Raw genomic sequence first — 21,316 nt, forward strand, 5'->3', positions numbered from 1 at the left:
CCGTCAGCGCTGCGGCCACGCCGCGGCGAGCTTGGTGAGCAGCCGGGCGAGCTCGGTCCGCTCCTCGGGGGTGAAGTCGGCGAGCGCGTGGGTCAGGTGCTCGCGGCGCTGGCCGCGGAAGCCCTGCGCGAGTGCGGTGCCCTGCGCGGTCAGCGCGACGCGCGTACGCCGGGCGTCGTCGGGGTCTGCCTCCCGGCGGACCAGCCCGAGATCGACGGCCTGCTGGATCAGGCGCGACGCGCGCGGTTGATCGACACCGATCGCCTCCCCGACCTCGCTGACCGAGAGCGGGTGGGATGCCGCGGCGAGCGCGTCGAGGAGGCGGAGGCGTGCCGGGCCGCCGAGGCGCGGCCCCGCGGCGAGCCACTCGTGCTGCGCGCCGTGCGGTCCGCCGTGATTCCACGGGCCATGGCCGCGGTGGCCGTCCGGGCCGCCGCCGAAGGGGCCGCCGGGACCGAACGGTCCGCCCCGGCCACGGGACGATCCCGAGCCGTCCGGTCCGAAGCCGGGGCCACGCGGTCCGAACCCGCCGGGACCCCGCCCGCGCCCGCGCACGAGCGCGAGGGCGGCCATGATCGCGTCGAGCTCGGCGGGTTCGGGTTCGGAATCGGTCATCCTCCGAATTTACATGCACCTTGACATGCGACCCGAATGCATGTCATCCTACATATGCATGCGAGATGACATGCATCTGCGGCGGATAGGCCGCCGCCAATGAAAGGACTTCCCATGGACAACGACATGGACAACACGGACAACACCGATGAGGGCGCTGGCCGCCCTTCCCGTCCGCTCGGCTTCTGGCTGCGCACGGTCGACCGACTTCTCGAGCGCGAGTTCGAGGCGGCGTTCGCCGCGGAGGGCGTCACGCGCCGCGACTGGCGCATCCTCACCCTGATCGACGGTGACGTCGAGGCGCCCGAGGCGCTCGAGCGACTTCGCGGCAAGAAGCTGCGGACGCTCGCCGAGCGCGGATGGGTCACCCCGACGGATGCCGGCTGGGCGCTCACCGACGAGGGACGTGCCGCGAAGGAGCGCCTCGGCGCGCTCGTCGACGGCATCCGTTCGAAGGTGGCCGCCACGGTCTCCGACGACGACTTCGCGACGAGCGTCGCCTCGCTCGAGGCGATCGCGCGCGGACTCGGCTGGGACGGCGCGGAGCGGATGCCCGGCGGCCGCGGCTTCGGCCGGCGGCGGGGCTTCGGGCAGGGACGCGGTTTTGGGGCCGGACACGGCTTCGGGCGCCCCGGCTTCGGCCAAGGACACGACGTCGGGCCGGGTTTCGGGCGCGAGTCGGACTCGGACGCGGAGAATGGCGACCGGCGCGGCTTCGGGCCCGGCGGGCGCGGTCGGGACGGCCACCGCGGGCACGGTGACTGCGGCCACCGCGGGCGCGGTTTCGGCGGCGAATTCGCCTACGGCGGGCGCGGCCACCGCGACCACCCGGGTCACCGGATGGCGGAGGACGCGTACGCGCGCGGCTTCCAGGCCGGCTTCACGCGCGGTGAGAGCCGCCGCGACGCCTGAGCCTCGGCATCCTGTCGGACGGCGCCCGTCTCCCCGCGGAGACGGGCGCTTTGCCGTTCCTCTGCCGCGCGGCCGCGCCGAACGGCGGAGATCGTGGCCGTCAGCCGGCATCCACCTGTCGTGGCGGCGATGTCGCGGACGAAATCCGCCGCGCGGTCGCCGGCGTCAGCGGCCGGAGGCGCCCGCGTCGGTCGAGCCCACGTCGGTGCGGTGGAAGTTCTGGAACGACCGGGATGCCGTCGGCCCGCGCTGCCCCTGGTACCGGTTGCCATAGGGGCCCGAGCCGTATGGCGACTCGGTCGCCGACGACAGGCGGAAGAAGCACAGCTGCCCGATCTTCATGCCGGGCCACAGCTTGATCGGAAGGGTCGCGACGTTGGAGAGCTCGAGGGTGACGTGCCCCGAGAAGCCCGGGTCGATGAAGCCGGCGGTCGAGTGGGTCAGCAGGCCCAGGCGACCGAGCGACGACTTGCCCTCGAGCCGCGCGGCGACGTCATCCGGGAGCGTGACCTGTTCGAACGTCGAGCCCAGGACGAATTCGCCCGGGTGCAGGATGAACGGCTCGTCCGGGGCGACCTCGATGAGATGCGTCAGGTCGGGCTGGTCCTCGGCGGGATCGATGAACGGGTACTTGTGGTTGTCGAAGAGGCGGAAGTAGCGGTCCAGGCGCACGTCGACGCTGGACGGCTGGACCATCGCCGGATCCCACGGGGCGAGGCCGACGCGGCCTCCGTCGATCTCGGCGCGGATGTCTCGATCACTGAGCAGCACGTGCCCAGCGTAGTGCGGCGGTGCGGGACGTCCGCGCCGATATCGTTCGGTCATGGACAACGACTACTCAGGGCTGGCCGCTGGATTCGGCGTCGGCTTCTTCATCCTCATGCTCGTCATCTATCTGGCCGTCGTGGCGCTCATGCTGTGGGTCGGGTACCTCATCATGCGGACGGCGGTGAAGAACGGCGTGGTGCTCGCGATGCGGGAGACCGGACAGCAGTTCGCACCCGCATACCGGCCCGGCATCCAGGTGCCTCCGGGCCGCTACCCCGGCTCGCCCGGCTGAGCTTCCTTGGGGCCGCGTTGGCGCTCCGGTTCGGGCAGGGTAGTCTGGACCGGCGCACAGCGCACGGGGCTGTAGTTCAATGGCAGAACTTCTGCTTCCCAAGCAGATAGCGCGGGTTCGATTCCCGTCAGCCCCTCCACCTCACCGCTCGACCCTCACGGGCAGACGCGTACTCGGCGCCCCTCGTGGCCGACCACGTCGCCGAGCTGCAGTTGCCGTCCGCGACGGCGATCGACCTCGCCGTTCACGGTGACGTAGCCGTCGATGATGGCTTCCTTCACGTCGCCACCGGAGTCGAGGAGCCCGGCGAACTTCATGAACTGCCCGAGGCGGATGGCCTCGCCCCCGATCGACACGTCTTCGATGGGGGTCGGGTTGGCCATGTCGGAATGCTATCCGACCTGGCACCCGCGGCACCCGCTCCGCTGAGGACGGTCGTCGCCACCGGCGACGTGACGCCCTGGCTCAGCTCTGCGTCAGCGAGGAGGCGCAGCGCCCCAGCAGATCGATGAGACGGGCCCGGTCCCCGAGGCTGAGGTCCGCAACCATGCGGTCCTCCACCGCCCGCACGGCGGCGCTGGCTGTGTCGAGCTGGCGTCGGCCGGCGGCAGTGAGCTCGGTCGGGAGCGCCCGCCCCGCGGCGGGTTGCTCCGGGCGCGTCACGAGCCCGTCGCGCTGCAGCCCCTGAAGCAGCACGTTCATCGACTGCCTCGTGACGAACGCGCCGCGGGCGAGCTCGGAGTTGGAGAGGCCGGGACGCTGCGCCAGCAGCTCGAGGCAGGAGTAGTGCGTGATCGTCATCCCGAGCGGATGCAGCACCTCCTCCATCGCTGCCCGCAGCGCCGTGGACGCCACTTTCAGGAGGTAGCCCGGCGATGCCGCGAGGTCGATCCGTTGCGCATCCTGAGCCATGTCAGCATCTTGACATACATTCAATGTCAGTTAGCTGACATAGATAGGAGTTTTACATGACCGTTTCCGGCCCCGGTTTCATCTCCCTGCAGGTGCTCGACGTCTCACGGGCGGCGGCGTTCTACGAGCGATACCTCGGCTTCGTGCGGCAGGCGGGACCGCCCCAGGCAGTCGTCTTCGCGACCTCCCCGGCGGTCTTCGCGGTGCGCCCGCCCCTTCCCGGCGTCGATCTCGATGCCGGTCCGCTGGGTCATGGCATCGGCGTCTGGATGCACGCCGACGACACGATGGCGATCCATGACGCGATGGTCGCCGACGGGGTCACCATCGCCGCGGCGCCGATCGACGGCCCGTTCGGGAGCACATTCACGTTCCTCGACCCGGACGGCTACGCCATCACCCTGCACGATCGGGCGTGAGCGACCCTGCCCGGGCGCCCTCGCCGACCTGCCGAGCCGGCCCGCGCCGTTCATCCGCGCCGAAGTGCGGGGGAGGCCGGGCGACACCCACAGGATGCCGCGGGCGAAGGCCAGCCTCCTCGGCGCGGCCCGGTGCGCTGCGAGCGCGCGAGGCGTTCACCCGCGCCAATGTGCGGGTGCGTCGCCCCGTGACCCGCCATTCGGCGCGGGTGAATCGGGCCCCGGGGGTTCATCCGCGCCGAAGTGCGGGTGAGTCCGGCCGACACCCGCAGGATGCCGCGGGCGAAGGCCACCCGCCCGGCCCGGCGCGCTGTGAGCGCAACCCCGAAGGTTCATCCGCGGCGAAGTGCGGGTGAGGCCGCGGGCGACCCGCAGGATGCCACGGGCGAAGGCCACGCCCGCCCGGCCCGGCGCGCTGCGGGTCCAACCCCGAAGGTTCATCCGCGCCGATGTGCGGGTGCGATGCCCCGTGAGCCACCACGTGGCGCGGCCGAGCAACGCCGCACCACGCCCACCCCACGCCCCGCCCGACCCCGCCGCCGCGTCCCACATCCCCCGCCGCCCCGCCCCGTAATCTTGACTCCATGCAACTGAACGAGACGCGCGCCTGGAACCGCTTCTACGCCGAGGGCACGCCGATCGACATCGAGCCGGCGACGGGCTCGCTCTCCGACCTCCTCGACGAGCGCGTCGCGCAGTACGGCGAGCGCCCCGCGGTCACGTTCTTCGGCAAGAGCCTCACCTACCGGGATGCCGTCGACCGGGTCGCCCGCGTGGCGCAGGGCCTGTACGACCTCGGCGTCCGGCCCGGCGACCGCGTCGCGCTCGTGATGCCCAACGCCCCGCAGCACCTCATCGCGTTCTACGCCGTGCTGCGCCTCGGAGCGATCGTCGTGGAGCACAACCCGCTGTACACGCGGGACGAGCTCGAGGTGCAGTTCCGCGACCACGGCGCGCAGTACGCGATCGCGTGGGACAAGGTCGCGCCCGTCATCCAGAACCTGCCGAAGGATGTCGGCATCCGCCAGGTCGTCTCCGTCGACGTCACGCGCGCCATGCCGCTGCCGACCCGGCTGGCGCTGAGCCTGCCGATCGCGAAGGCCCGCGAATCCCGCGCGAAGCTCACGGCGCCCGCGGCCGGGACGGTCCCGTTCGCGCGACTGGAGAAGTCCGCTCCGCTGGATGCCGCGTTCCCGCGGCCGACGGTGTCCGACGTCGCGTGCCTGCAGTACACGTCAGGTACGACCGGCACCCCCAAGGGCGCCATGATCACCCACGGGAACCTGTGGGCGAACGCCCGCCAGGGGGCCGCGTGGATGCCGCAGTTCCGTCACGGCGAGGGCCGCATCTACGGGCTGCTGCCGATGTTCCACTCCTTCGGGCTGCTGCTGTCGGTCATCTACGCCGTGGAGACCGGATCGAACGCCGTGCTCTTCCCGACGTTCGACCCCGAGCTCGTCTCGCAGGCGGCGAAGAAGCTGCCGCCGACGTTCATCCCCGCCGTCCCGCCCATGTTCGACCGTCTCGCGCGGGTCGCGAAGGAGGGCAAGCTCGACCTCAGCGACGTCGTCTACTCGATCTCCGGCGCGATGACCCTGACCCCGGCGATCGTCAAGCGCTGGGAGGACCAGGCCGGCAGCATGCTCAATGAGGGGTACGGCCTCACCGAGACGAGCCCTGTCGCCCTCGCCAACCCGTTCACCGACACCCGCAAGATCGGGGCCATCGGCATCCCGTTCCCCTCCACCGACATCCGCGTCGTCGAGCCGAACGAGCCGACCCGCGAGGTCGAGCTCGGCGAGACCGGCGAACTGCTCATCAAGGGCCCGCAGGTCTTCCAGGGCTACTGGAACCGCCCGGAGGAGACGGCGCAGACGCTGCTCGAGGGCGGCTGGCTGCGCACCGGCGACCTCGTCATGCAGGACGAGGACGGGTTCGTCACGGTCGTCGACCGCAAGAAGGAGATCATCATCACGGGCGGCTTCAACGTCGCCCCGACCGAGGTGGAGAAGGTGCTGACGGGCGTGCCAGGCATCGCCGAGGCCGCGGTCGTCGGCATCCCGCGCGGCGGCGGCGCGGAGATCGTGACCGCGGTCGTCGTGCTGGAGCCCGGCGCGACCTTCGACGAGGATGCCGCCCGCGAGGTCGCCCGCGAACAGCTGGCCGAGTACAAGCGGCCGACCTCGTACCGCGTGTGGGAGGAGCTGCCGAAGTCGCTCATCGGCAAGGTGCTGCGCCGACGCGTACGGGACACGCTCATCGCCGACCGCGGCGCCGTCCGCGCGGCCCCCGCGGAGGACTGACCCGGCGTCAGGCGACGGGTTCGACCGCTTCCCGCGCACGGCGACCGGCCGCGCGCACGGCGCCGATCGAGGCGACGATCACGAGCGCGATGCCGGCGAGCTCGAGCGTCGTGAGGCGCTGGCCGAGCAGCAGGAAGCCGGCGAGGCAGGCCGTCGCCGGCGCGAGGCTCATGAGGATCGCGAAGGCGGATGCCGGCAGGCGCCGCAGCGCGATCAGCTCGAACGCGTACGGGATGGTCGAGGAGAGCACCGCGACGGCGGCGCCGATGGCGAGAAGCTCCGGGCGCAGCAGCGCTCCGCCGGCGCTGACGATGCCGAACGGCAGGGAGATCAGCGCGCCCGCGGTCATCGCGAGGGCGAGGCCGTCGAGCTTGGGGAACGCGGCGCCGACCCGGGCGGAGGCGAGGATGTACAGCGCCCAGCTGGCCGCCGCGCCCAGCGCGAAGACGACGCCGACCGGATCGAGTCGATCCCACCCGCCGCCGCCGCCGAGCGCCACGACGCCCGCGAAGGCGAGCGCGGCCCACAGCCATGCCGACGCGCGACGGCTCGCGACGATCGACAGGACGAGCGGGCCCAGCACCTCGATCGTGACGGTGACGCCGAGCGTCAGGCGCTCCAGCGCGAGGTAGAACAAGCCGTTCATGACGGCCAGCACGACACCGAACCAGACGACGCTCAGCCAGTCGCGCGACGTGTGGCCGCGCAATCTGGGGCGGGCGATGGCCAGCAGCACGAGCGCCGAGAACACCAGTCGCAGCATCACCATGCCGAGGGGGCCGACCTGGGGGAAGAGCAGGTAGGCGAGCGACGCGCCCACCTCCTGGCAGGCGAGCCCCGCCACGACGAGCGCGACGGCCGGAGCCGCGCCCGCACGTGCGGTCACGACGCGGGGCAGACGGTGGCGTTGTCGATGTCCGGGAGGACGCTCTCCGCCGTCCACGGCAGGCCCGCCTCGGGAGCCGCCTGACCGGCAGCCGCCGGCGCCTTCGAGGCGATCGCAGCCAGCTGCCAGGCCGTGGCGCGGACGGCGTCGGCGGATCCGCGCGAGTTGTTCAGCACGACGACGACGGCCATGCCGGTCTGCCGGTCGGCGAAGGCCGCCGTGAGATAGCCGGGGAACGACCCGTACTGGCCGACGAGCGACCCGGCCTGGTAGGTGCCGCCGTCCACTGTGAACCAGGAGGGAGCTTCGGCGCCGGGCGCGCGGGGCTCCTCGAAGCGCGCGTCGACATCGTACGAGCGTGCGCCGGTGGCCAGCGACTGCACGTAGCGGCCGAGGTCGGTGACGTTCGTCAGGACGCCGTCGGCGGTGAAGCCGGCCGACGCGGAGAGGCCCGTCAGATCCAGCGGCGGCGTCGCGCAGTCGACCGCGCCGTTCGCATCGCCGGACCGGTGTCCGGGGAGCGTCGACGCATCCGCGGGCGAGCCGGCGGGCAGCGAGCTGGCGGCCATGCCGACCGGTTCGAAGACGTACTCCTGGAACAGCTCGGCCGCCCGCTTGCCGGAGGCGCGCTCGAGGGCGAGGCCCAGCAGGACGTACCCGGTGTCGGAGTCGAGGTAGGCCGAACCGGGCTCGAAAGCGAGGCCGGCCGACATCCCGTAGGCGAGCAGCTCCCGCGGACTCCACACCCGCTCGGGGTTCGCGATCCATCGCCCGAAGATGCGGCCTCCGTACCCGGCGAGCCCGCTCGTGCCGTCGCAGAGCTGCTCGAGCGTGACCGCGCCGAGATCGGGCACACCGGACACCCACTCCGTGACGGGGTCGCCGAGCGCGACGGTGCCGTCGGCGGCGAGGGCGTACAGCACGTCGCAGGTCATCGCCCGCGTGACGGATCCGGCCTTGAACGTCATGTCCGGCGTGACCTCGGCCCCGTCGACCGCGGTCGTGCCGAGCCCCGCGACCCAGGTGCCGGCCCAGGGCGCCCACACCGCCGCGATCGCGCCGGAGGAGGCGGTCGCCGCCATCGCGTGCTCGACGGCGGCGCGCAGCTCGGTCTGCGTGGCCTCGGGAAGAGCCGCGTCGACCTGCTGCGGGAGCGCCACGGCGGGCTCGTCCTCCGGTGCGCAGGCGGTGAGCGTCAGCGCGAGGACAGCCGCGGCGGCCAGGGCCGTGAGCCGTCGAGAGCGACGTGTGCGCAGCATTCGTCCACCCCCGGAGTTCACCCTTCGATTAGAACACACCCGCCATGGCGGGCCTCTTCGCCGGCACCCCCTTGACACGGAGCGTCCGCGTAGGGTCGAAGCATGCCGACCCCCTTCGACGACGACGCCCTCGCCGGCGTCCTCGGACACATGAACCGCGACCACGCCGACGACAATCTGCTGATCGCGCGCGCGTTCTCCCCTCTCCCCGATCCGATCGCCGCCACGATGCAGACCTTCGACGCGGATGCCGGCCAGTGGCACGTCACGTCCGCGGACGGCGGGGAGGACGTCCTCCGCGTGCCGTGGCCGTCCGGCCCGATCTCCGAGCGCCGCGAGGTGCGGCGCGAGATCGTGGCGCTGTACGACGACGCCTGCCGGCGTCTCGGGATCACGCCCCGCGACCACGAGTGAAGCTTCAGGTTAGCTGAGCCTTACTTTCCGCTACGCTGAAGGGCATGACCGAGCCCGTCCCCTTCTCCGCCGCCATCCGCGACCGCTCGCACGCCGCCCACTCGGGCAGCGAGGGTGCAGGTTTCATGACGGATCTCATGGCCGAACGCGGAAGCCTCGACGACTACACCGCGCTCGTCGTGCAGCACTGGTTCATCTACGAGGCGCTCGAGGAGGCGGCGCCGACCCTCCGGACGGATGCCGTCGTCGCGCCTTTCCTGAGCCCCGAATTGGACCGGCTCCCATCGATCGAGGCCGACCTCGACCACCTCCTGGGGCCAGCGTGGCGCGGCACCGTGTCGCCGTTGCCGGCGACGCAGCGCTATGTCGACCGCATCCGAGAGGTCGGCGCCACGTGGCCCGGCGGGCTTGTCGCGCACCACTACACGCGCTACCTCGGCGACCTGTCCGGCGGTCAGTTCATCGGGCGGATCCTCGCCCGGCAGTTCGGCTTCGCCGAGGACGGCGTCCGCTTCTACCTCTTCGCGGACATCGCCGACCCCGCGCCTTCAAGGACGCCTATCGCGAGCTGCTGGACCGTGCGCCCTGGGAAGCCGACGAGCAGGAGCGCATCATCGAGGAGGTCCTTCTCGCCTACCGCTTCAACACCGAGCTGTTCGAGGACCTGCTCGCCGACAAGGCGGCACGCGTCGCCTGATCCGCTCTGCGCTCACTCCGCGGCCGCCCGGACGGCCGCCATGAAGCGGCGCACGTCGCGGTCGACCAGGATGTCGCTCGGGCGGAGCGGACGAGACAGGTACAGGCCCTCGAGCGACGTGAGCCGGGACAGGGCGACATAGGTCTGCCCCGGGGCGAACGCCCCCGACCCGAGATCCACGATCGCGCGGTCGTAGGTCTTGCCCTGCGACTTGTGGATCGTCACGGCCCACGCGAGCCGCAGCGGGAACTGGGTGAACTCGGCGACGATGTCGCGGGTGAGCTTGCGGGAGCCCGGGTCGTACGCGTAGCGGAACCTCTCCCAGACGGTCGGCTCGACGTCGTGCTCCTCGCCGTCGAGCTCGACCCGCACCGACCCGCCCGCGATGCGGGTCACGGTGCCGATCGAGCCGTTCACCCAGCGGGGGCCGTCACCGCTGTATCCGGCGATGTCGTTGCGGAGGAACATCACCTGCGCACCGACCTTGAGCTGGAGCTCCGGCTCGGCGGGGTAGGTGTCGCCGCGACCGAAGTCGCCGCTGATCTCGGCGCGCGCCGTCTGCACGGGCCCCGTCAGGGCATCGAGGTGCCGCTGGTTGATGCGGTTCACGATGTCGTTGCGGGTCGCGAGCGTGATGATGGGCGGCTCGCCGTCCACCGGCTCGGGCGGGGTGCGCGCCCCCATCGTGTTGAGCGCGTCGGCGATCTCGGCCGTCACGATCCCGTGCCGGACGGCATTGAGCATCGCCTTGAAGGCCGGATCGGACTGCCGGTGGATGTCGCGCAGCTCGCGGATGTGCAGGGGCGCGCCGACGCGCCCGAGGTCGAGGAGCCCGTCGGAGCGGATCGCGCCGCGATCGGCCCGGGGACCGGCCCACACCTGCGCGTCGAAGAACCAGAACGACCGGTAGTGGTCCTGGATGTAGCGCAGCTCGTCGCCGCGCGGCGGCACCGGCGACAGCTGGTACGGATCGCCGAACATGACGATCTGCACGCCGCCGAAGGGCTCGGCCCGGCGGCGGCGCGCCTGCCGGAGCGACCGGTCGATGGCATCCATGAGGTCGGCGTTGACCATCGAGATCTCGTCGATGACGAGCGTGTCGATCGCGTTCATAATCTTGCGTGCCGGCTCGGACTGCTCGATCTCGCTGTCCGCGATGAGGCCGATGGGGAGCCGGAAGAGCGAGTGGATCGTCTGGCCCTCGACGTTGAGCGCCGCGACCCCGGTCGGAGCGCAGACGGCGATCTGCTTGTGGGTGTTCCACGCGAGATGCTGCAGCAGCGTGGACTTGCCGGTGCCGGCGCGGCCCGTCACGAAGACGTGCTCGCGGGTGTCCTCGATGAGCCGGAACAGCGCCTCCTGCTCGGGTGACAGGGTCGGCGTGCTCACCGGAACCATGCTAGCTATCAGCCGGGCCTTCCTAGACTGGGTACGTGGACGGCACGCGCGATCTGACCGAGACGGATGCCGTCGCGCCCGCGCCCGCGCCCGCCGATCCCGCGCCCGCGCCGGGTGCCTCTGCCGCCCCGGCGCGCACGGCATCCGCCCACCGCCGTCGCCGTCGCCGCCTCGCGGCCGACCTCACCGCCCTCGGCCTCGTGGGCGTGCTCCTGGCCGCCGCCCTGACCGGCACGGGCGCCTACCTGTACCAGCAGCTGTACAGCCCGACCGCCTTCGTGCTCGGCTACCTCGACCTGCTCAGCCAGGGCCGGGCGGCCGATGCCCTCGCCATCCCGGGGGTGCCGGTCGACTCCGCCGACCTGACCGCCTCCCGCCTTCCCCTCAACGCGTCGGAGGCGCTCCTCCGCCGCGACGCGCTCGCCCCGCTGACCGACATCACGGCGGAGGAGGTCGAAGAGAGCGATGGCATCACGAGCGTCACCGTGTCGTACTCGTCCGGCCCGTTCGAGGGCACCAGCACGTTCCAGGTCGAGCGGAACGGGTGGATCGGCGTCGCGCCGTCGTGGCGCTTCGCGCAGAGCCCCCTCGCCGTCATCGACCTGACGGTGCGCGGTGCGATGCAGTTCCGGGTCAACGGCTTCGAGGTCGACAAGCGGCAGGTGTCCCCCGATGGGGTGGATGCGGATCCGCTCGCCGCGATCCCGCTCCTGGTCTTCTCCCCGGGGCTCTATGCGCTGTCCGTGGACACGCCGATCTCGGTGAGCAAGGGCGTCGCCGTGCTCTCCGACACTCCGCAGGCCCAGGTCCCCGTCGACCTGCAGACCCAGCCGACGCCCGACTTCGTCGACGTCGTGCAGGAGAAGGTGGAGGGCTTCCTCACCGCATGCGCGGAGCAGCAGGTGCTGCAGCCGACCGGATGCCCGTTCGGGATCGACGTGAAGAACCGCATCGCCGATCTCCCCACGTGGTCGATCACGCAGCAGCCGACGGTCGCCCTGGCCCCGGACGGCGCGAACTGGGTCATCCGCCGCACGGAGGCCGTCGCCCACGTGGACGTCCTCATCCGGCGTATCGAGGACGGCACGGTGTTCCCGCGCTCGGAGGACGTGCCGTTCTTCATCGAGGGGACCGTCACGATCCTGCCCGACGGGACGGCGTCGATCCAGGTCTCCTCCGCCGAGTGACCTCGGTCAGCGCGCCGCGCGGGCCTCGCGGTCCGCGAGTTCCTGCAGGCGCGCGTTGTACGCGGTGAGCTCCTCGTCTCCCGTGCGGTCGGCGTGCCGGTCGGAGCGGCGCTGGGCCCGGTCGTCCGACCTGCTCCACTGGATGGCGACGACGATCGCGAGGATCAGGGTCGGGATCTCGCCGATCGACCACGCGACACCGCCCCCGACGTACTGATCCTGCAGCGGCGTGTCACCCCACGTGCGGCCCATCGAGCCGAACCACTCCGCGACGAACAGCCCGGAGGACATCATGATCGCGATGCCGAAGAAGGCGTGCATCGCCATGACCCCGATGAGCATGACGAGCCGGAACGGGTGCGGGAAGCGGAGCGGCACGGGGTCGATGCCGACGAGGGACAGCACGAAGAGATACCCCGAGATGAGGAAGTGGGCGACCATCCACTCATGACCGAGGTGGTCGTAGAGCGACCACCGGAACAGGTCCGTGTAGTAGAAGACCCACAGCGACCCGATGAAGACGGCCGCGGCCACGAGCGGATGCGTCACGACCTTGGCGAACGGCGTGTGCACGGCCCAGAGGATCCACTCGCGACCGCCGCGCGTGTCGTCTTCGCGCTTGCGGATGGCGCGGGCGGCGAGCGTGACGGGGGCGCCCGGCACGAGGCACAGCGGAATCGCCATGGTGAGCAGCATGTGGCCGACCATGTGGATGCTGAACAGGTAGTCCTGGTACGCGTTGATCGGGCCGCACGTGACCCACAGGAGCAGCAGCATCCCGACCAGCCACAGCACGGTGCGGTACAGCGGCCAGGCGTCGCCGCGGGCGCGGAGACGGCGGACCCCCGCGAGGTAGAAGAAGACGCCGAACCCGACCGCGAACGCCCACAGCACGTCGATGTCCCACGTCGTGAACCAGCGGTCGACGGTGAGTTCCGGCGGCAGAGGGGCACCCGTGAGCACCTCGGCGGGCGAGGGCGACGCCGGCAGCGAGAGGACCGTCGGGGGCGCCGTGCGGGCGAGGGCGACCGCCGCCCCGCTCGCGATGCCCATGAACGCGAGCTCCAGGGCGATCAGGCTCCAGAAGCGCCGCGCCCCGGCATCCGTCCCGATGCCCGCGATGAGGCGCCGGCGGTACCAGGCGCCCAGCACGCCGACCGCCAGCAGCGCGAGGACCTTCACGGACAGGAGGGCGCCGTAGGCGGAGAGCAGGTCGTCCCATGCGCCGAGGCCGGCCACGGCCCGCGCCGTGCCGGACAGCGCCACGACGACGAAGGCGGCGAGGGCGATGCTCGAGTAGCGCCCCAGGACGTCGGTCAGGGCTGCGCGCGGCATCCGCGGTCGCAGGACGACGAGCAGCACCAGGCCGCCCAGCCAGACGGCGGCGCCGATGATGTGGATCGCGAGCGCGACGACCGCGGTGTTGTGGTTCGCCTCCTCGCCGGAGTGCCCCTGCGTGGCCATGGGGATGAGCGTCGCGACGGCGAGCACGGCGACGAGCACCGTCGACGTCCAGCCGCGGACGGCGAAGGTGAGCACCGTCAGCACCGCGCCGCCGAGGGTCGTGAGCGACCACGCCCGGCCGGGCTCCGTGTCGACGAGGAAGCGCCCGAGCTGCGCGCCGAACTGGGCGTCCGCCGACGGGGCCTGGTTGAAGATGCTGAGGAAGGTGAGGAAGGCCGTGACGCCCGCGGCCACGGTGAAGACGGCCGCCGCGATGGAAGCGACGTCGAGGGCCGTGTCGAACGGCCGCTCCCCCGCGCGGAGGGCGAACAGGGCGAGGACGAGCGATCCCAGCACGCCGGCGGCGGAGAGGTTCACGACGAGCGTCGCGACGGGGAGCCCCCAGCGTACGACCGGCCCCGGGTCGCCGAGGAGCAGCGGCGCCGCGCCGCCGCCGAAAGCGAGCCCGGCGAGGAGCGCCACGAGCGCGGACACCGCGAGGATCGCCGGCCCGGCGTAGCGGAGCGCACGGGAGTTCACCGTTCCAGCCTACGCGCGGGATTCCGGGCCCCGGACAAGCAGAAGGGGGATGCCGGACGGCATCCCCCTTCTTCAGGTGACGTCTTACTTGACGGCGGCCTTCAGCTTCGAGCCCGCGGTGACCTTGACGCGCTTGCCGGCGGCGATCTTGATCTCCTCGCCCGTCTGCGGGTTGCGGCCCGTGCGGGCGGCGGTGTCGACGCGCTCGAAGGCGATCCAGCCGGGGATCGTGACCTTGTCGCCCTTGGCGACGGCGTCGGAGACGGTCGAGAACAGAGCGTCGAGCACGCCGGAGACAGCGGACTGGCTCTGGCCCGTCGCGCTGGCGATGCTGGCAACGAGCTCGGTCTTGGTGATGGCCATGGGGTTGTCCTCCAGGAGGCGACGAGTGCCGCCTTGATTACTTCGGACCGGACGGCGCGCGCCCGGTTGGTCGGATGGACCGGTCCCGAATATACCCACGAACCGCGACATTCCGCGGATTTCCGGCCCTCTGAGGGCGGTTTCCCCGGCGTGTCGCGGGAAGGATGGGGCGAATGTGACGAATGAGGTCTCGACGACCCGCCTCTCACCCGGCACAGCAGAAGGCCCGGACCCCCTGCGGGGATCCGGGCCTTCGATGCGAGGGGTGCTTACCAGCTCGACTTGGTCACGCCGGGCAGCTCGCCCCGGTGCGCCATGTCGCGGAAGCGGACACGCGAGATGCCGAACTTCGACAGGTGGCCGCGCGGGCGGCCGTCGATGGCGTCGCGGTTGCGCAGGCGCACCGGCGACGCGTTGCGCGGCAGCTTCTGCAGGCCGACGCGGGCGGCCTCGCGGGCCTCGTCGGTCGCGTTCGGGTCCACGAGGGTCTTCTTCAGCTCGGCACGCTTCTCGGCGTAGCGGGCGACGACCTCTTCGCGCTGGTGGTTGCGCGCGATCTTGCTCTTCTTGGCCATGAGATCAGCGCTCCTCTCGGAATTCGACGTGCTTGCGGATCACCGGGTCGTACTTCTTCAGCACGATGCGGTCGGGGTTGTTGCGACGGTTCTTGCGCGTCACGTAGGTGTACCCCGTGCCGGCGGTGGACCGCAGCTTGATGATCGGACGGACGTCCTGAGCCTTCTTCGCCATTAGAGCTTCACACCCTTCGCGAGGAGGTCCTTGACGACCGACTCGATGCCGCGGACGTCGATGACCTTCATGCCCTTAGCCGACACGTTCAGCGTGATCTTGCGACCGAGCGAGGGAACGAAGTAGGTCTTCTTCTGCACGTTCGGGTCGAAGCGGCGCTTCGTCCGGCGGTGCGAGTGCGAGATGGCGTGACCGAAGCCGGGAACAGCTCCGGTCACCTGGCACACTGCTGCCATAGTGATTTCTCCTTAGTACCGTGACACCGGACGGTGCCACCCAAGATCCCTTGTCTGCACCCCACGCCTGCGCACGACCGGGTGGCCGGAATCAGGAGGGGGATACGAACTGCGTGCTGGAGTGCGCGCAGACAAAGAGTCAGTCTAGCACGGCGCAGATCCCGGCCCCGGCAGGGCCTCCGCATCAGGTGAGAGAAGTCTCATCCGACGGCCACCGCATTCCCCTCCGGACCAGCGCTTTTCCGACTCTGGATGTCGGACCCCCGGCGCAGAATGCGGCTATGGACCTCCTCGCCGCACCCTTGCAGAACCTGCTCCCGCAGGCTGCGGATCTGGTGCGGGCTGCGGCGTCGTCCAGGGCGTTCGAACGTGCCGGTGAGGCGGAGCTCGCGCTGCAGCTGGGCAGAATCGCGGAACTCGGCCGCCTGGTCGACGCCCTGCTGGTCGATGCGGTCGGCGAGGTGATGCGCCGCTCGGAAGCCCCGGTGCGCGAGGAGCGGATGACCTCCCGCTTCGGATGCCGGGACGTCACCGAGCTCGTCCAGAAGATCACGCGGCTCGCGCCCCAAGCCGCGACGCGCGTGCAGCGGGCGGCCCGAGCCGTGCGGCCTGCGGTGTCGGAGACGACCGGCGAGGCGCTCGACGCCGCCTTCCCGTCGGTGCGGTCGGCGGCACTCGAGGGCCTGGTCGGCATCGACGGGATCCTCGCGATCACCGACCCCCTCCAGGCGACGGCCCCTCGGGTCACCGCCGCAGCACGGCGGGGCGCCGCGGACATCGTCGTCGCCGAAGCGCGCGGCGAGGGTCCGGACGGCGCGCCGCCGGCATGCGCGGAACTGCTGAAGATCCATGCGCAGACCTGGGCTGTCGCGCTGGACCAGGACGGCGCCGAGCCCCGCGAGCGCGCGGCGATCCGCACACGTGCCCTCGTCCTCGGTGTCGCCACGCCCGCCGGCGTGCCGGTCCGCGGGATGCTGCTGCCCGAGGTCGCCGCGCAGCTGCAGACGATCTTCGACGCACAGCTCTCCCCGAAGGTGTCGTTCACCCCGGCCGGCGAAGACGTTCCGCTCCTCCCGCACGATGACCGCACCCGCCCCCCCAGAAGCAGCACGACGCGCTCGCGGCCGCGCTCGGTGTCGCAGCATCCAGCGGCCTGCTGCCGACGCTGGGCGGGCACGCACCGACCCTCGTCGTGTCGGTCGCGGCCGCGGACCTCGCCGGCGACACCGGCTACGCGCACGCGCAGGGATGTGCGGAGCCGGTCTCCATGACCGTCGCCCGGCACATCGCGTGCTCCGGACGCATCCAGCGCGTCACCAGCGGTGAGAACGGACGGATCGTCCGCATCGGCACCGAGGAGCGCGTGTTCAACCGGCACCAGCGACGCGCGATCGCCCTCCGCGACGGCGGCTGCATCATCCCCGGAGGCGGCGTGCCCGCGGGCTGGTGCGAGATCCACCACGTCACCGAGCACGCCCACGGCGGCGCGACGCACACGGACAACGGCGTCCTCCTCTGCTGGTACCACCACCGATTCCTCGACCGCATCGGATGGCGGATCAGGATGAATCAGGGCGTCCCCGAAGTCATGGCACCGGTCTGGTTCGACGCTTCGATGCGATGGCGCGCCGTCACGACGTCCCCCATTCGCCTGCGCAAGAAGGTGCAGCGCACGTGACGGCGCGACGGGCTACGGCGTAGCCGGCGATGGACCTGCCCCACGCCCCCACCGGAACGACGACACGGTCGGTTCGCCCGGCAGCCAGAATCGCCACGGGAACGCCGCCGTGCCGGCCACGCCCGCGACCCCGACGCGCGGGCCCGTCTCGACCACCGGCGCGGTCTCCTCGGGCAGGAGCAGGTGCGCCGTCGCGCCCGCCCGCGGGGCGCCCGTCACGGCGTCGATCCCGTCATGGCGCGGATGCCGGAGGCCGATGGCGTCGCCGAGCCGTCCGGGTCCCCGGGCGAGGTCGCGCGCGGTGCGGGCCGCCCGGCGCCGCGTGAACGCGGCATCCACCCCCTCGATCACCTCTCCGCCGCGCAGCAGGATTCCGCCGGCCTGTCCCTCGGGTCCGCAGACGACGTTGACGCACGAGTGGATGCCGTGGCTCAGGTAGACGTACAGGTGCCCGGGCTCGCCCCACATCGTCGCGTTCCGCGCCGTGGGTCCGCTGCGGGCATGCGAACCGGGGTCGGCCACGTCGCCGGTGCCGAGGCCGTGGTACGCCTCGACCTCGGTCAGCCGCACGGCGACCGTGACGCCGTCCACCGTGACGCGCAGGATCCCGCCGAGGAGGCGCGGCGCCACCTCGAGGGGCAGCGCGGTGAGGGCGTCACGGGTGGCGGGGATCATCCGCGCGTCGCGTTCTGGCACCACGAGATGTCGAATCCCGAGAGCGCCACGATCTCGTTGTCCGGGGCGTCCCCGGCGAGCGCGATGACATGGGTCTCGAGCCGGGTCGGCAGCGGCAGGGCGTAGCCGTCGTACGGATTGTCGACCATGTCGGGGGCCACCAGCAGCGCCGCGTACCGCCCGCTCGGCGAGACGCAGGTCTGCAGCAGCGTGTCCTCCGGCGGCACCGTGAACACGGTGCGCGCGGAGCCGTCGGCATCCACCACGGCGACGTCGGTGGAGATCACGGTGAAGCCGTCGAGGTGCGCGAGCACGCGCAGGGTCTCCCCGGTCCCTCCGGGCAGGGGTGTGACGGCGCCCGGCTGCCCGAGGTCGGGCGCCGTGCCCGCCAGCGGCTCCTCGTCCGCGGTCGCGAGGTCGATGCGCGCGAGGCCGTCGATGCGCTCGACGAGCGCCTGCGTCGATCCGCGCGCGATCCCGTGGATGACGACGGCGTTGCCGAGCGCGACCGGCTCGCCGCCGGCCGCCGAGGCGAGGGTGAGCGCGCCGTCGAAGGTGAGCAGCAGGACGCTGTCGGTCCCCGGCACGAACCGCCAGTCCTCGACGCGGTAATCCCCGCCCTCGATCGTGATGGGCGTGGGGTCGTCGTCCGCGCGGCCCGCGCCGAGCGAGGCCGTGTGCAGCACGCTCTCGCGTCCCCCGTTGGGGCCGATGTCGGCATCCGTGAACGTGTAGCCGATGAGGTCGCCGCGGTCGGCGCTCTGCAGGTTGGTGACCATGCCGTCGCCGGGCAGCGGCAGCGTGCGCGGGTCCGAGCCGTCCAGCGCCGTCACGATGAGCTCGGAGAGGTCCTCGTCGTCGCGCGTCGCGATGACGAGGTGCCCGGACGTGGCGCGGAAGTCCTCGATGTGCGGCGCGGTGAACACCGGGACGGCGGCGTCTCCGGCCAGCCCGGTGCGGAAGACGGTGTCCTCCCCCTCGCCGCGCTGCAGGAGGTAGACCTCCAGCGGCGGGGTCGTGAAGGTCTCCGTGATCGTCGCCGCCGGTCCCCCGCCGATGCCGGCGACGTCGGAGATCGTCACGGTGTACTCCGTGGCATCCCACAGCGGCAGTGCGAACCGCACGCCGACCGTGCGGCCGGCGGTGTCGACCGTGAAGTCGGCGGCCGGCGAGACGGTGACCTGCTCGGCCGTGACCTCGGCGAGCGACTGGGTCGTCGTGAAGAGGATGCGGGACCCGGAGGCCGCGACCGCGGCCTCCGCGTCGATCTGCACCTGCGTGATGCGCGGACCCTGCGCCGTCGTGAGAGCGGCGCCGCCGAGGCCGACGGCGGCGAGCACCCCGATGACGACCGCGAAGCTCGTCGTGAAGGCGCGGCTGCGCCGCTGCCGCGCCTGGGAGCGACGCGTCGGCGGGTCAGTACTCATACGGGTCCTCGGGCTCCGCCACGACGTCCACCGAGGTGGCCTGCACCTGCAGGCGCCCCTCGACGTCGCGGATGGTGCCGGTCACGGTGACCCATTCGCCCGTCTCCGGTGCGTCCGCCGCAGCGATCGGGATGCGGGCGGGCTGGGCGTCGATGACGCAGTGCGTGATGACGAGCCGGGTGAGGTCGAAGCCGTCCTCGCCCGGCGTGACGAAGCCGGTGAGCGTGATCTCGTCGCCGTCGAAGGCATCGGGGTTCGTCGCGGTCGCGAAGACGCTCGCCCACTCGCCGACGCCGAACGACGCCGTGTCGCCGGTCGCGGCGAGCGCGACGTTGTCGGCGCCCTGGAAGAGGGGCGCCGTGCCGGTGTCGCGCGACATCGCGAGCTCGGCGGAGAGCGTCGCGGGCGGGACGAGGACGATGGCGCCGACGAGACCGGTCGCGAGGATGCCGCCGGTGAGCACCGCGATCCCGCCCGGCGTGATCCCGCCCGGCGCGTCGGCTCCGTCGGCGTGGTCGGCGTGCCCGTGGTCTTCGCCGTGCCCGTGGCCGTGGTCGGCTTCCTCGCCGAGCGGCAGGGCGAAGCTGAGCACGGCGCCGGCCAGCGCCAGCACCGCCATCGAGACGGCGAACCAGGTCGAGTCGGGGTTGATGTAGAGCCCGAGCCGATCCGTGACGGCGAGGGCGAGCGTGACGGCGGCGAGGGCGGCGGTGAGCCCCACACCGAGCAGGCGCGTCCCGAGGAGCCTAGGCAAGGAGGTTCACCACCCCGCCGAGCGCGACCGCGCTCAGCACGACGACCACGACGAGTCCCACGAGCACGCGCGTGCGGAAGGTCGTCCGCAGCAACGCGAGCATCTTCACGTCGACGAGCGGGCCCACGATCAGGAACGCGACGATCGAGCCCGGTGTGAACGTGGATGCGAACGACAGGGCGAAGAACGCGTCGACGTTCGAGCAGATCGACACGACCATCGCGAGCGCGATCATCGCGACGATCGACAGCGCCGGATTCGACCCGATCGCGAGGAGCAGGTCGCGCGGGACGAGCACCTGCACGGCGCCGGCGAGCGCGGAGCCGATCACGAGCGCGGGCATGACGGCGCGCAGCTCGACGACGAACTGGGCGAGGCTGCGCCGCCCGCGACCGCCCGACTCGGTCTCGACGATCTCGCACGCGGCGCGGAACCGGTCGGTGACGAGGCCGTCGGGGTCGGGGTGACGGCTGTACAGCCAGCCGATGAGGTTGGCGACGGCATACCCGCCGAGGAGGCGGGCGATGAGGATGCCGTCGTCGAAGCCGAACGCCTGGTGGGTCGTGATGATCACGATCGGGTTGACGATCGGCGCGGCGATGAGGAACGTCAGCGTCTCGGGGACCGTGAACCCCCGCATCATGAGGCCGCGGGCGAACGGGACGTTGCCGCACTCGCAGACCGGGATCAGCATCCCGAGGAGCGACAGCACGGCCCGGCGGGACCAGGCGCGCCGCGGCATCCAGCGTTCGATGACGTCCGGCGGCACCCACACCTGCACGACGATCGAGAGGATGACGCCGAGCAGCACGAACGGCAGCGACTCGATGAGCACGCTGATGGAGAGGGTCAGGGCGTCCTGCGCGCGGGTCGGCAGCAGCGGTGCCGGGGAGATCAGCGCGAGAGCGAGCAGCGCCGCGATCACGGCGACGCCCGCGCCGAGGGCTGCCCAGGGCAGCACCCGCGCGGGGGCCGTCCGGGTGCTGGTCACCGCGCCGCTTCCGAGCAGGCCGCGCACAGCCCGAAGATGTCGACGACGTGCTCTGCCCGGGTGAAGCCGTGCGCTGCCGCCGTCCGCTGCGCCCACGTCTCGACGTCGGTGGCCTGGATCTCCACGGTCGTGCCGCAGCTGCGGCAGATGAGGTGGTGGTGGTGGCCCTCGCTCGAGCAGGCGCGGTAGATCGCCTCGCCCTCGGGGCTCTGCAGCTGGTCGGCCTCGCCGGAGGCGGCGAGGGAGGCGAGGGTGCGGTAGACGGTGGCGAGACCGATGCCGGTGTTGTCGTCGCGGAGGGAGGCGTGCAGGTCCTGCGCGGACACGAATCCGGGGGAGCCGGAGAGCGCCGCGCGCACGCGATCGCGCTGCCAGGTGTTGCGCTGGGCCATGGCCG

24 protein-coding genes, 1 tRNA gene and 2 pseudogenes are annotated in these 21,316 nt (G+C 71.9%); 10 read left to right on the forward strand and 17 right to left on the reverse strand.

The genetic code is table 11. The features are described from left to right. Nucleotides 1-3: 3 nt before the first annotated feature. Nucleotides 4-615, reverse strand: a complete 612-nt coding sequence (locus MSA03_RS04630) for a MarR family winged helix-turn-helix transcriptional regulator (protein WP_244946319.1) — start codon at nucleotides 613-615, stop codon at nucleotides 4-6. Between the two features lie 114 nt (nucleotides 616-729). On the opposite strand from MSA03_RS04630, the gene MSA03_RS04635 reads away from it, so the two are divergent. Continuing rightward, nucleotides 730-1,527 carry a MarR family winged helix-turn-helix transcriptional regulator gene (locus tag MSA03_RS04635; RefSeq protein ID WP_244946320.1) on the forward strand — a complete coding sequence of 266 codons (798 nt, stop codon included), beginning with the start codon at nucleotides 730-732 and terminating at the stop codon, nucleotides 1,525-1,527. Nucleotides 1,528-1,692: 165 nt separating this feature from the next. On the opposite strand, the gene dcd is transcribed toward MSA03_RS04635, so the two are convergent. Beyond that, the gene (gene dcd, locus MSA03_RS04640; protein WP_147049833.1) at nucleotides 1,693-2,298 is read right to left on the reverse strand and encodes a dCTP deaminase; all 606 of its coding nucleotides are present in this window, start codon (nucleotides 2,296-2,298) and stop codon (nucleotides 1,693-1,695) included. A gap of 52 nt (nucleotides 2,299-2,350) precedes the next feature. Here dcd and MSA03_RS04645 point away from each other — a divergent pair, with 52 nt between their 5' ends. Next, complete coding sequence (locus MSA03_RS04645; protein ID WP_028496301.1) at nucleotides 2,351-2,587, forward strand: hypothetical protein; 237 nt, start codon at nucleotides 2,351-2,353, stop codon at nucleotides 2,585-2,587. 65 nt (nucleotides 2,588-2,652) lie between these two features. Further along, nucleotides 2,653-2,726, forward strand: a tRNA-Gly gene (locus MSA03_RS04650). Nucleotides 2,727-2,742: 16 nt separating this feature from the next. Here MSA03_RS04650 and MSA03_RS04655 read toward each other — a convergent pair. Beyond that, complete coding sequence (locus tag MSA03_RS04655; protein ID WP_028496300.1) at nucleotides 2,743-2,970, reverse strand: RNA-binding S4 domain-containing protein; 228 nt, start codon at nucleotides 2,968-2,970, stop codon at nucleotides 2,743-2,745. Between the two features lie 82 nt (nucleotides 2,971-3,052). Further along, nucleotides 3,053-3,499 carry a MarR family winged helix-turn-helix transcriptional regulator gene (locus MSA03_RS04660; protein WP_147049834.1) on the reverse strand — a complete coding sequence of 149 codons (447 nt, stop codon included), beginning with the start codon at nucleotides 3,497-3,499 and terminating at the stop codon, nucleotides 3,053-3,055. 56 nt (nucleotides 3,500-3,555) lie between these two features. On the opposite strand from MSA03_RS04660, the gene MSA03_RS04665 reads away from it, so the two are divergent. Further along, nucleotides 3,556-3,918 (forward strand): VOC family protein, encoded by a 363-nt coding sequence (locus MSA03_RS04665; protein WP_147049835.1) that lies wholly within the window; start codon nucleotides 3,556-3,558, stop codon nucleotides 3,916-3,918. 584 nt (nucleotides 3,919-4,502) lie between these two features. Beyond that, the gene (locus tag MSA03_RS04670) at nucleotides 4,503-6,221 is read left to right on the forward strand and encodes a long-chain-fatty-acid--CoA ligase (RefSeq protein ID WP_147049836.1); all 1,719 of its coding nucleotides are present in this window, start codon (nucleotides 4,503-4,505) and stop codon (nucleotides 6,219-6,221) included. A 7-nt stretch (nucleotides 6,222-6,228) separates the two neighbouring features. Here MSA03_RS04670 and MSA03_RS04675 read toward each other — a convergent pair whose 3' ends face one another. Together MSA03_RS04675 and MSA03_RS04680 are read right to left on the reverse strand one after the other, a co-directional pair. Beyond that, a complete protein-coding gene (locus MSA03_RS04675; RefSeq protein WP_147049837.1) occupies nucleotides 6,229-7,107 on the reverse strand; it encodes an EamA family transporter in 879 nt (292 codons plus the stop codon). Beyond that, entirely contained in the window at nucleotides 7,104-8,366 is a 1,263-nt protein-coding gene (locus MSA03_RS04680; RefSeq protein ID WP_147049838.1) for a serine hydrolase domain-containing protein, read from the reverse strand. The genes MSA03_RS04675 and MSA03_RS04680 overlap by 4 nt, the downstream gene beginning before the upstream one ends. A gap of 102 nt (nucleotides 8,367-8,468) precedes the next feature. On the opposite strand from MSA03_RS04680, the gene MSA03_RS04685 reads away from it, so the two are divergent. Together MSA03_RS04685 and MSA03_RS04690 are read left to right on the forward strand one after the other, a co-directional pair. Then, complete coding sequence (locus MSA03_RS04685; protein WP_147049839.1) at nucleotides 8,469-8,780, forward strand: DUF2470 domain-containing protein; 312 nt, start codon at nucleotides 8,469-8,471, stop codon at nucleotides 8,778-8,780. A 44-nt stretch (nucleotides 8,781-8,824) separates the two neighbouring features. Next, nucleotides 8,825-9,477 (forward strand): annotated as a pseudogene (locus MSA03_RS04690) (biliverdin-producing heme oxygenase). Nucleotides 9,478-9,489: 12 nt separating this feature from the next. Here MSA03_RS04690 and MSA03_RS04695 read toward each other — a convergent pair. Further along, nucleotides 9,490-10,866 (reverse strand): ATP-dependent DNA helicase, encoded by a 1,377-nt coding sequence (locus tag MSA03_RS04695; protein WP_028496292.1) that lies wholly within the window; start codon nucleotides 10,864-10,866, stop codon nucleotides 9,490-9,492. 44 nt (nucleotides 10,867-10,910) lie between these two features. Here MSA03_RS04695 and MSA03_RS04700 point away from each other — a divergent pair, with 44 nt between their 5' ends. After that, complete coding sequence (locus MSA03_RS04700; RefSeq protein ID WP_244946321.1) at nucleotides 10,911-12,062, forward strand: hypothetical protein; 1,152 nt, start codon at nucleotides 10,911-10,913, stop codon at nucleotides 12,060-12,062. A 6-nt stretch (nucleotides 12,063-12,068) separates the two neighbouring features. Here the strand turns inward: MSA03_RS04700 and MSA03_RS04705 are convergent, their stop codons facing one another. The 5 genes from MSA03_RS04705 to rpmB all read right to left on the reverse strand — a co-directional run bounded on the left by MSA03_RS04705 (nucleotide 12,069) and on the right by rpmB (nucleotide 15,394). Beyond that, on the reverse strand, nucleotides 12,069-14,045 hold the full coding sequence (locus tag MSA03_RS04705) for a bifunctional copper resistance protein CopD/cytochrome c oxidase assembly protein (RefSeq protein ID WP_147049840.1): 1,977 nt from the start codon (nucleotides 14,043-14,045) through the stop codon (nucleotides 12,069-12,071). A gap of 84 nt (nucleotides 14,046-14,129) precedes the next feature. Continuing rightward, the gene (locus tag MSA03_RS04710) at nucleotides 14,130-14,408 is read right to left on the reverse strand and encodes an HU family DNA-binding protein (protein ID WP_028496289.1); all 279 of its coding nucleotides are present in this window, start codon (nucleotides 14,406-14,408) and stop codon (nucleotides 14,130-14,132) included. 269 nt (nucleotides 14,409-14,677) lie between these two features. Next, nucleotides 14,678-14,983 (reverse strand): 30S ribosomal protein S14, encoded by a 306-nt coding sequence (gene rpsN / locus MSA03_RS04715; RefSeq protein ID WP_028496288.1) that lies wholly within the window; start codon nucleotides 14,981-14,983, stop codon nucleotides 14,678-14,680. Between the two features lie 4 nt (nucleotides 14,984-14,987). Further along, nucleotides 14,988-15,158 carry a 50S ribosomal protein L33 gene (gene rpmG, locus MSA03_RS04720; protein ID WP_005051772.1) on the reverse strand — a complete coding sequence of 57 codons (171 nt, stop codon included), beginning with the start codon at nucleotides 15,156-15,158 and terminating at the stop codon, nucleotides 14,988-14,990. Beyond that, entirely contained in the window at nucleotides 15,158-15,394 is a 237-nt protein-coding gene (gene rpmB / locus MSA03_RS04725) for a 50S ribosomal protein L28 (protein ID WP_028496287.1), read from the reverse strand. The genes rpmG and rpmB overlap by 1 nt, the downstream gene beginning before the upstream one ends. Before the next feature lie 1,150 nt (nucleotides 15,395-16,544). Here rpmB and MSA03_RS14530 point away from each other — a divergent pair. Both MSA03_RS14530 and MSA03_RS14535 read left to right on the forward strand, forming a co-directional pair. After that, nucleotides 16,545-16,739 (forward strand): annotated as a pseudogene (locus tag MSA03_RS14530) (HNH endonuclease signature motif containing protein); the annotation flags it as partial. Between the two features lie 87 nt (nucleotides 16,740-16,826). After that, on the forward strand, nucleotides 16,827-17,072 hold the full coding sequence (locus MSA03_RS14535) for an HNH endonuclease signature motif containing protein (protein ID WP_244946337.1): 246 nt from the start codon (nucleotides 16,827-16,829) through the stop codon (nucleotides 17,070-17,072). A gap of 12 nt (nucleotides 17,073-17,084) precedes the next feature. On the opposite strand, the gene MSA03_RS04740 is transcribed toward MSA03_RS14535, so the two are convergent. Genes MSA03_RS04740 through MSA03_RS04760 form a run of 5 tightly spaced genes read right to left on the reverse strand, consistent with a single transcriptional unit; the run spans nucleotide 17,085 to nucleotide 21,311 of the window. Continuing rightward, nucleotides 17,085-17,747, reverse strand: a complete 663-nt coding sequence (locus MSA03_RS04740; protein ID WP_174799852.1) for a DNA-3-methyladenine glycosylase — start codon at nucleotides 17,745-17,747, stop codon at nucleotides 17,085-17,087. Beyond that, nucleotides 17,744-19,174, reverse strand: coding sequence for a hypothetical protein (locus MSA03_RS04745; protein WP_147049843.1), 1,431 nt, complete (start codon nucleotides 19,172-19,174; stop codon nucleotides 17,744-17,746). The genes MSA03_RS04740 and MSA03_RS04745 overlap by 4 nt, the downstream gene beginning before the upstream one ends. Beyond that, entirely contained in the window at nucleotides 19,164-19,928 is a 765-nt protein-coding gene (locus MSA03_RS04750) for a TIGR03943 family putative permease subunit (RefSeq protein ID WP_147049844.1), read from the reverse strand. The genes MSA03_RS04745 and MSA03_RS04750 overlap by 11 nt, the downstream gene beginning before the upstream one ends. Continuing rightward, nucleotides 19,921-20,919 carry a permease gene (locus MSA03_RS04755; RefSeq protein ID WP_244946322.1) on the reverse strand — a complete coding sequence of 333 codons (999 nt, stop codon included), beginning with the start codon at nucleotides 20,917-20,919 and terminating at the stop codon, nucleotides 19,921-19,923. The genes MSA03_RS04750 and MSA03_RS04755 overlap by 8 nt, the downstream gene beginning before the upstream one ends. After that, nucleotides 20,916-21,311 (reverse strand): Fur family transcriptional regulator, encoded by a 396-nt coding sequence (locus MSA03_RS04760; protein WP_028496282.1) that lies wholly within the window; start codon nucleotides 21,309-21,311, stop codon nucleotides 20,916-20,918. Before MSA03_RS04760 ends, MSA03_RS04755 begins: the two co-directional genes overlap by 4 nt. Nucleotides 21,312-21,316 lie beyond the last annotated feature (5 nt).

It is taken from the genome of Microbacterium saccharophilum, from assembly GCF_007992455.1.
GTDB classification, from domain to species: Bacteria; Actinomycetota; Actinomycetes; order Actinomycetales; family Microbacteriaceae; genus Microbacterium; species Microbacterium saccharophilum.

Coding starts and splice junctions, on each gene's coding strand:
- MSA03_RS04630 (WP_244946319.1), bottom strand. CDS start 615: ATGACCGATTCCGAACCCGAACCCGCCGAGCTCGACGCGATCATGGCC.
- MSA03_RS04635 (WP_244946320.1), top strand. CDS start 730: ATGGACAACGACATGGACAACACGGACAACACCGATGAGGGCGCTGGC.
- MSA03_RS04645 (WP_028496301.1), top strand. CDS start 2,351: ATGGACAACGACTACTCAGGGCTGGCCGCTGGATTCGGCGTCGGCTTC.
- MSA03_RS04655 (WP_028496300.1), bottom strand. CDS start 2,970: ATGGCCAACCCGACCCCCATCGAAGACGTGTCGATCGGGGGCGAGGCC.
- MSA03_RS04660 (WP_147049834.1), bottom strand. CDS start 3,499: ATGGCTCAGGATGCGCAACGGATCGACCTCGCGGCATCGCCGGGCTAC.
- MSA03_RS04665 (WP_147049835.1), top strand. CDS start 3,556: ATGACCGTTTCCGGCCCCGGTTTCATCTCCCTGCAGGTGCTCGACGTC.
- MSA03_RS04670 (WP_147049836.1), top strand. CDS start 4,503: ATGCAACTGAACGAGACGCGCGCCTGGAACCGCTTCTACGCCGAGGGC.
- MSA03_RS04680 (WP_147049838.1), bottom strand. CDS start 8,366: ATGCTGCGCACACGTCGCTCTCGACGGCTCACGGCCCTGGCCGCCGCG.
- MSA03_RS04685 (WP_147049839.1), top strand. CDS start 8,469: ATGCCGACCCCCTTCGACGACGACGCCCTCGCCGGCGTCCTCGGACAC.
- MSA03_RS04710 (WP_028496289.1), bottom strand. CDS start 14,408: ATGGCCATCACCAAGACCGAGCTCGTTGCCAGCATCGCCAGCGCGACG.
- rpsN (WP_028496288.1), bottom strand. CDS start 14,983: ATGGCCAAGAAGAGCAAGATCGCGCGCAACCACCAGCGCGAAGAGGTC.
- rpmG (WP_005051772.1), bottom strand. CDS start 15,158: ATGGCGAAGAAGGCTCAGGACGTCCGTCCGATCATCAAGCTGCGGTCC.
- rpmB (WP_028496287.1), bottom strand. CDS start 15,394: ATGGCAGCAGTGTGCCAGGTGACCGGAGCTGTTCCCGGCTTCGGTCAC.
- MSA03_RS04740 (WP_174799852.1), bottom strand. CDS start 17,747: ATGATCCCCGCCACCCGTGACGCCCTCACCGCGCTGCCCCTCGAGGTG.
- MSA03_RS04745 (WP_147049843.1), bottom strand. CDS start 19,174: ATGAGTACTGACCCGCCGACGCGTCGCTCCCAGGCGCGGCAGCGGCGC.
- MSA03_RS04760 (WP_028496282.1), bottom strand. CDS start 21,311: ATGGCCCAGCGCAACACCTGGCAGCGCGATCGCGTGCGCGCGGCGCTC.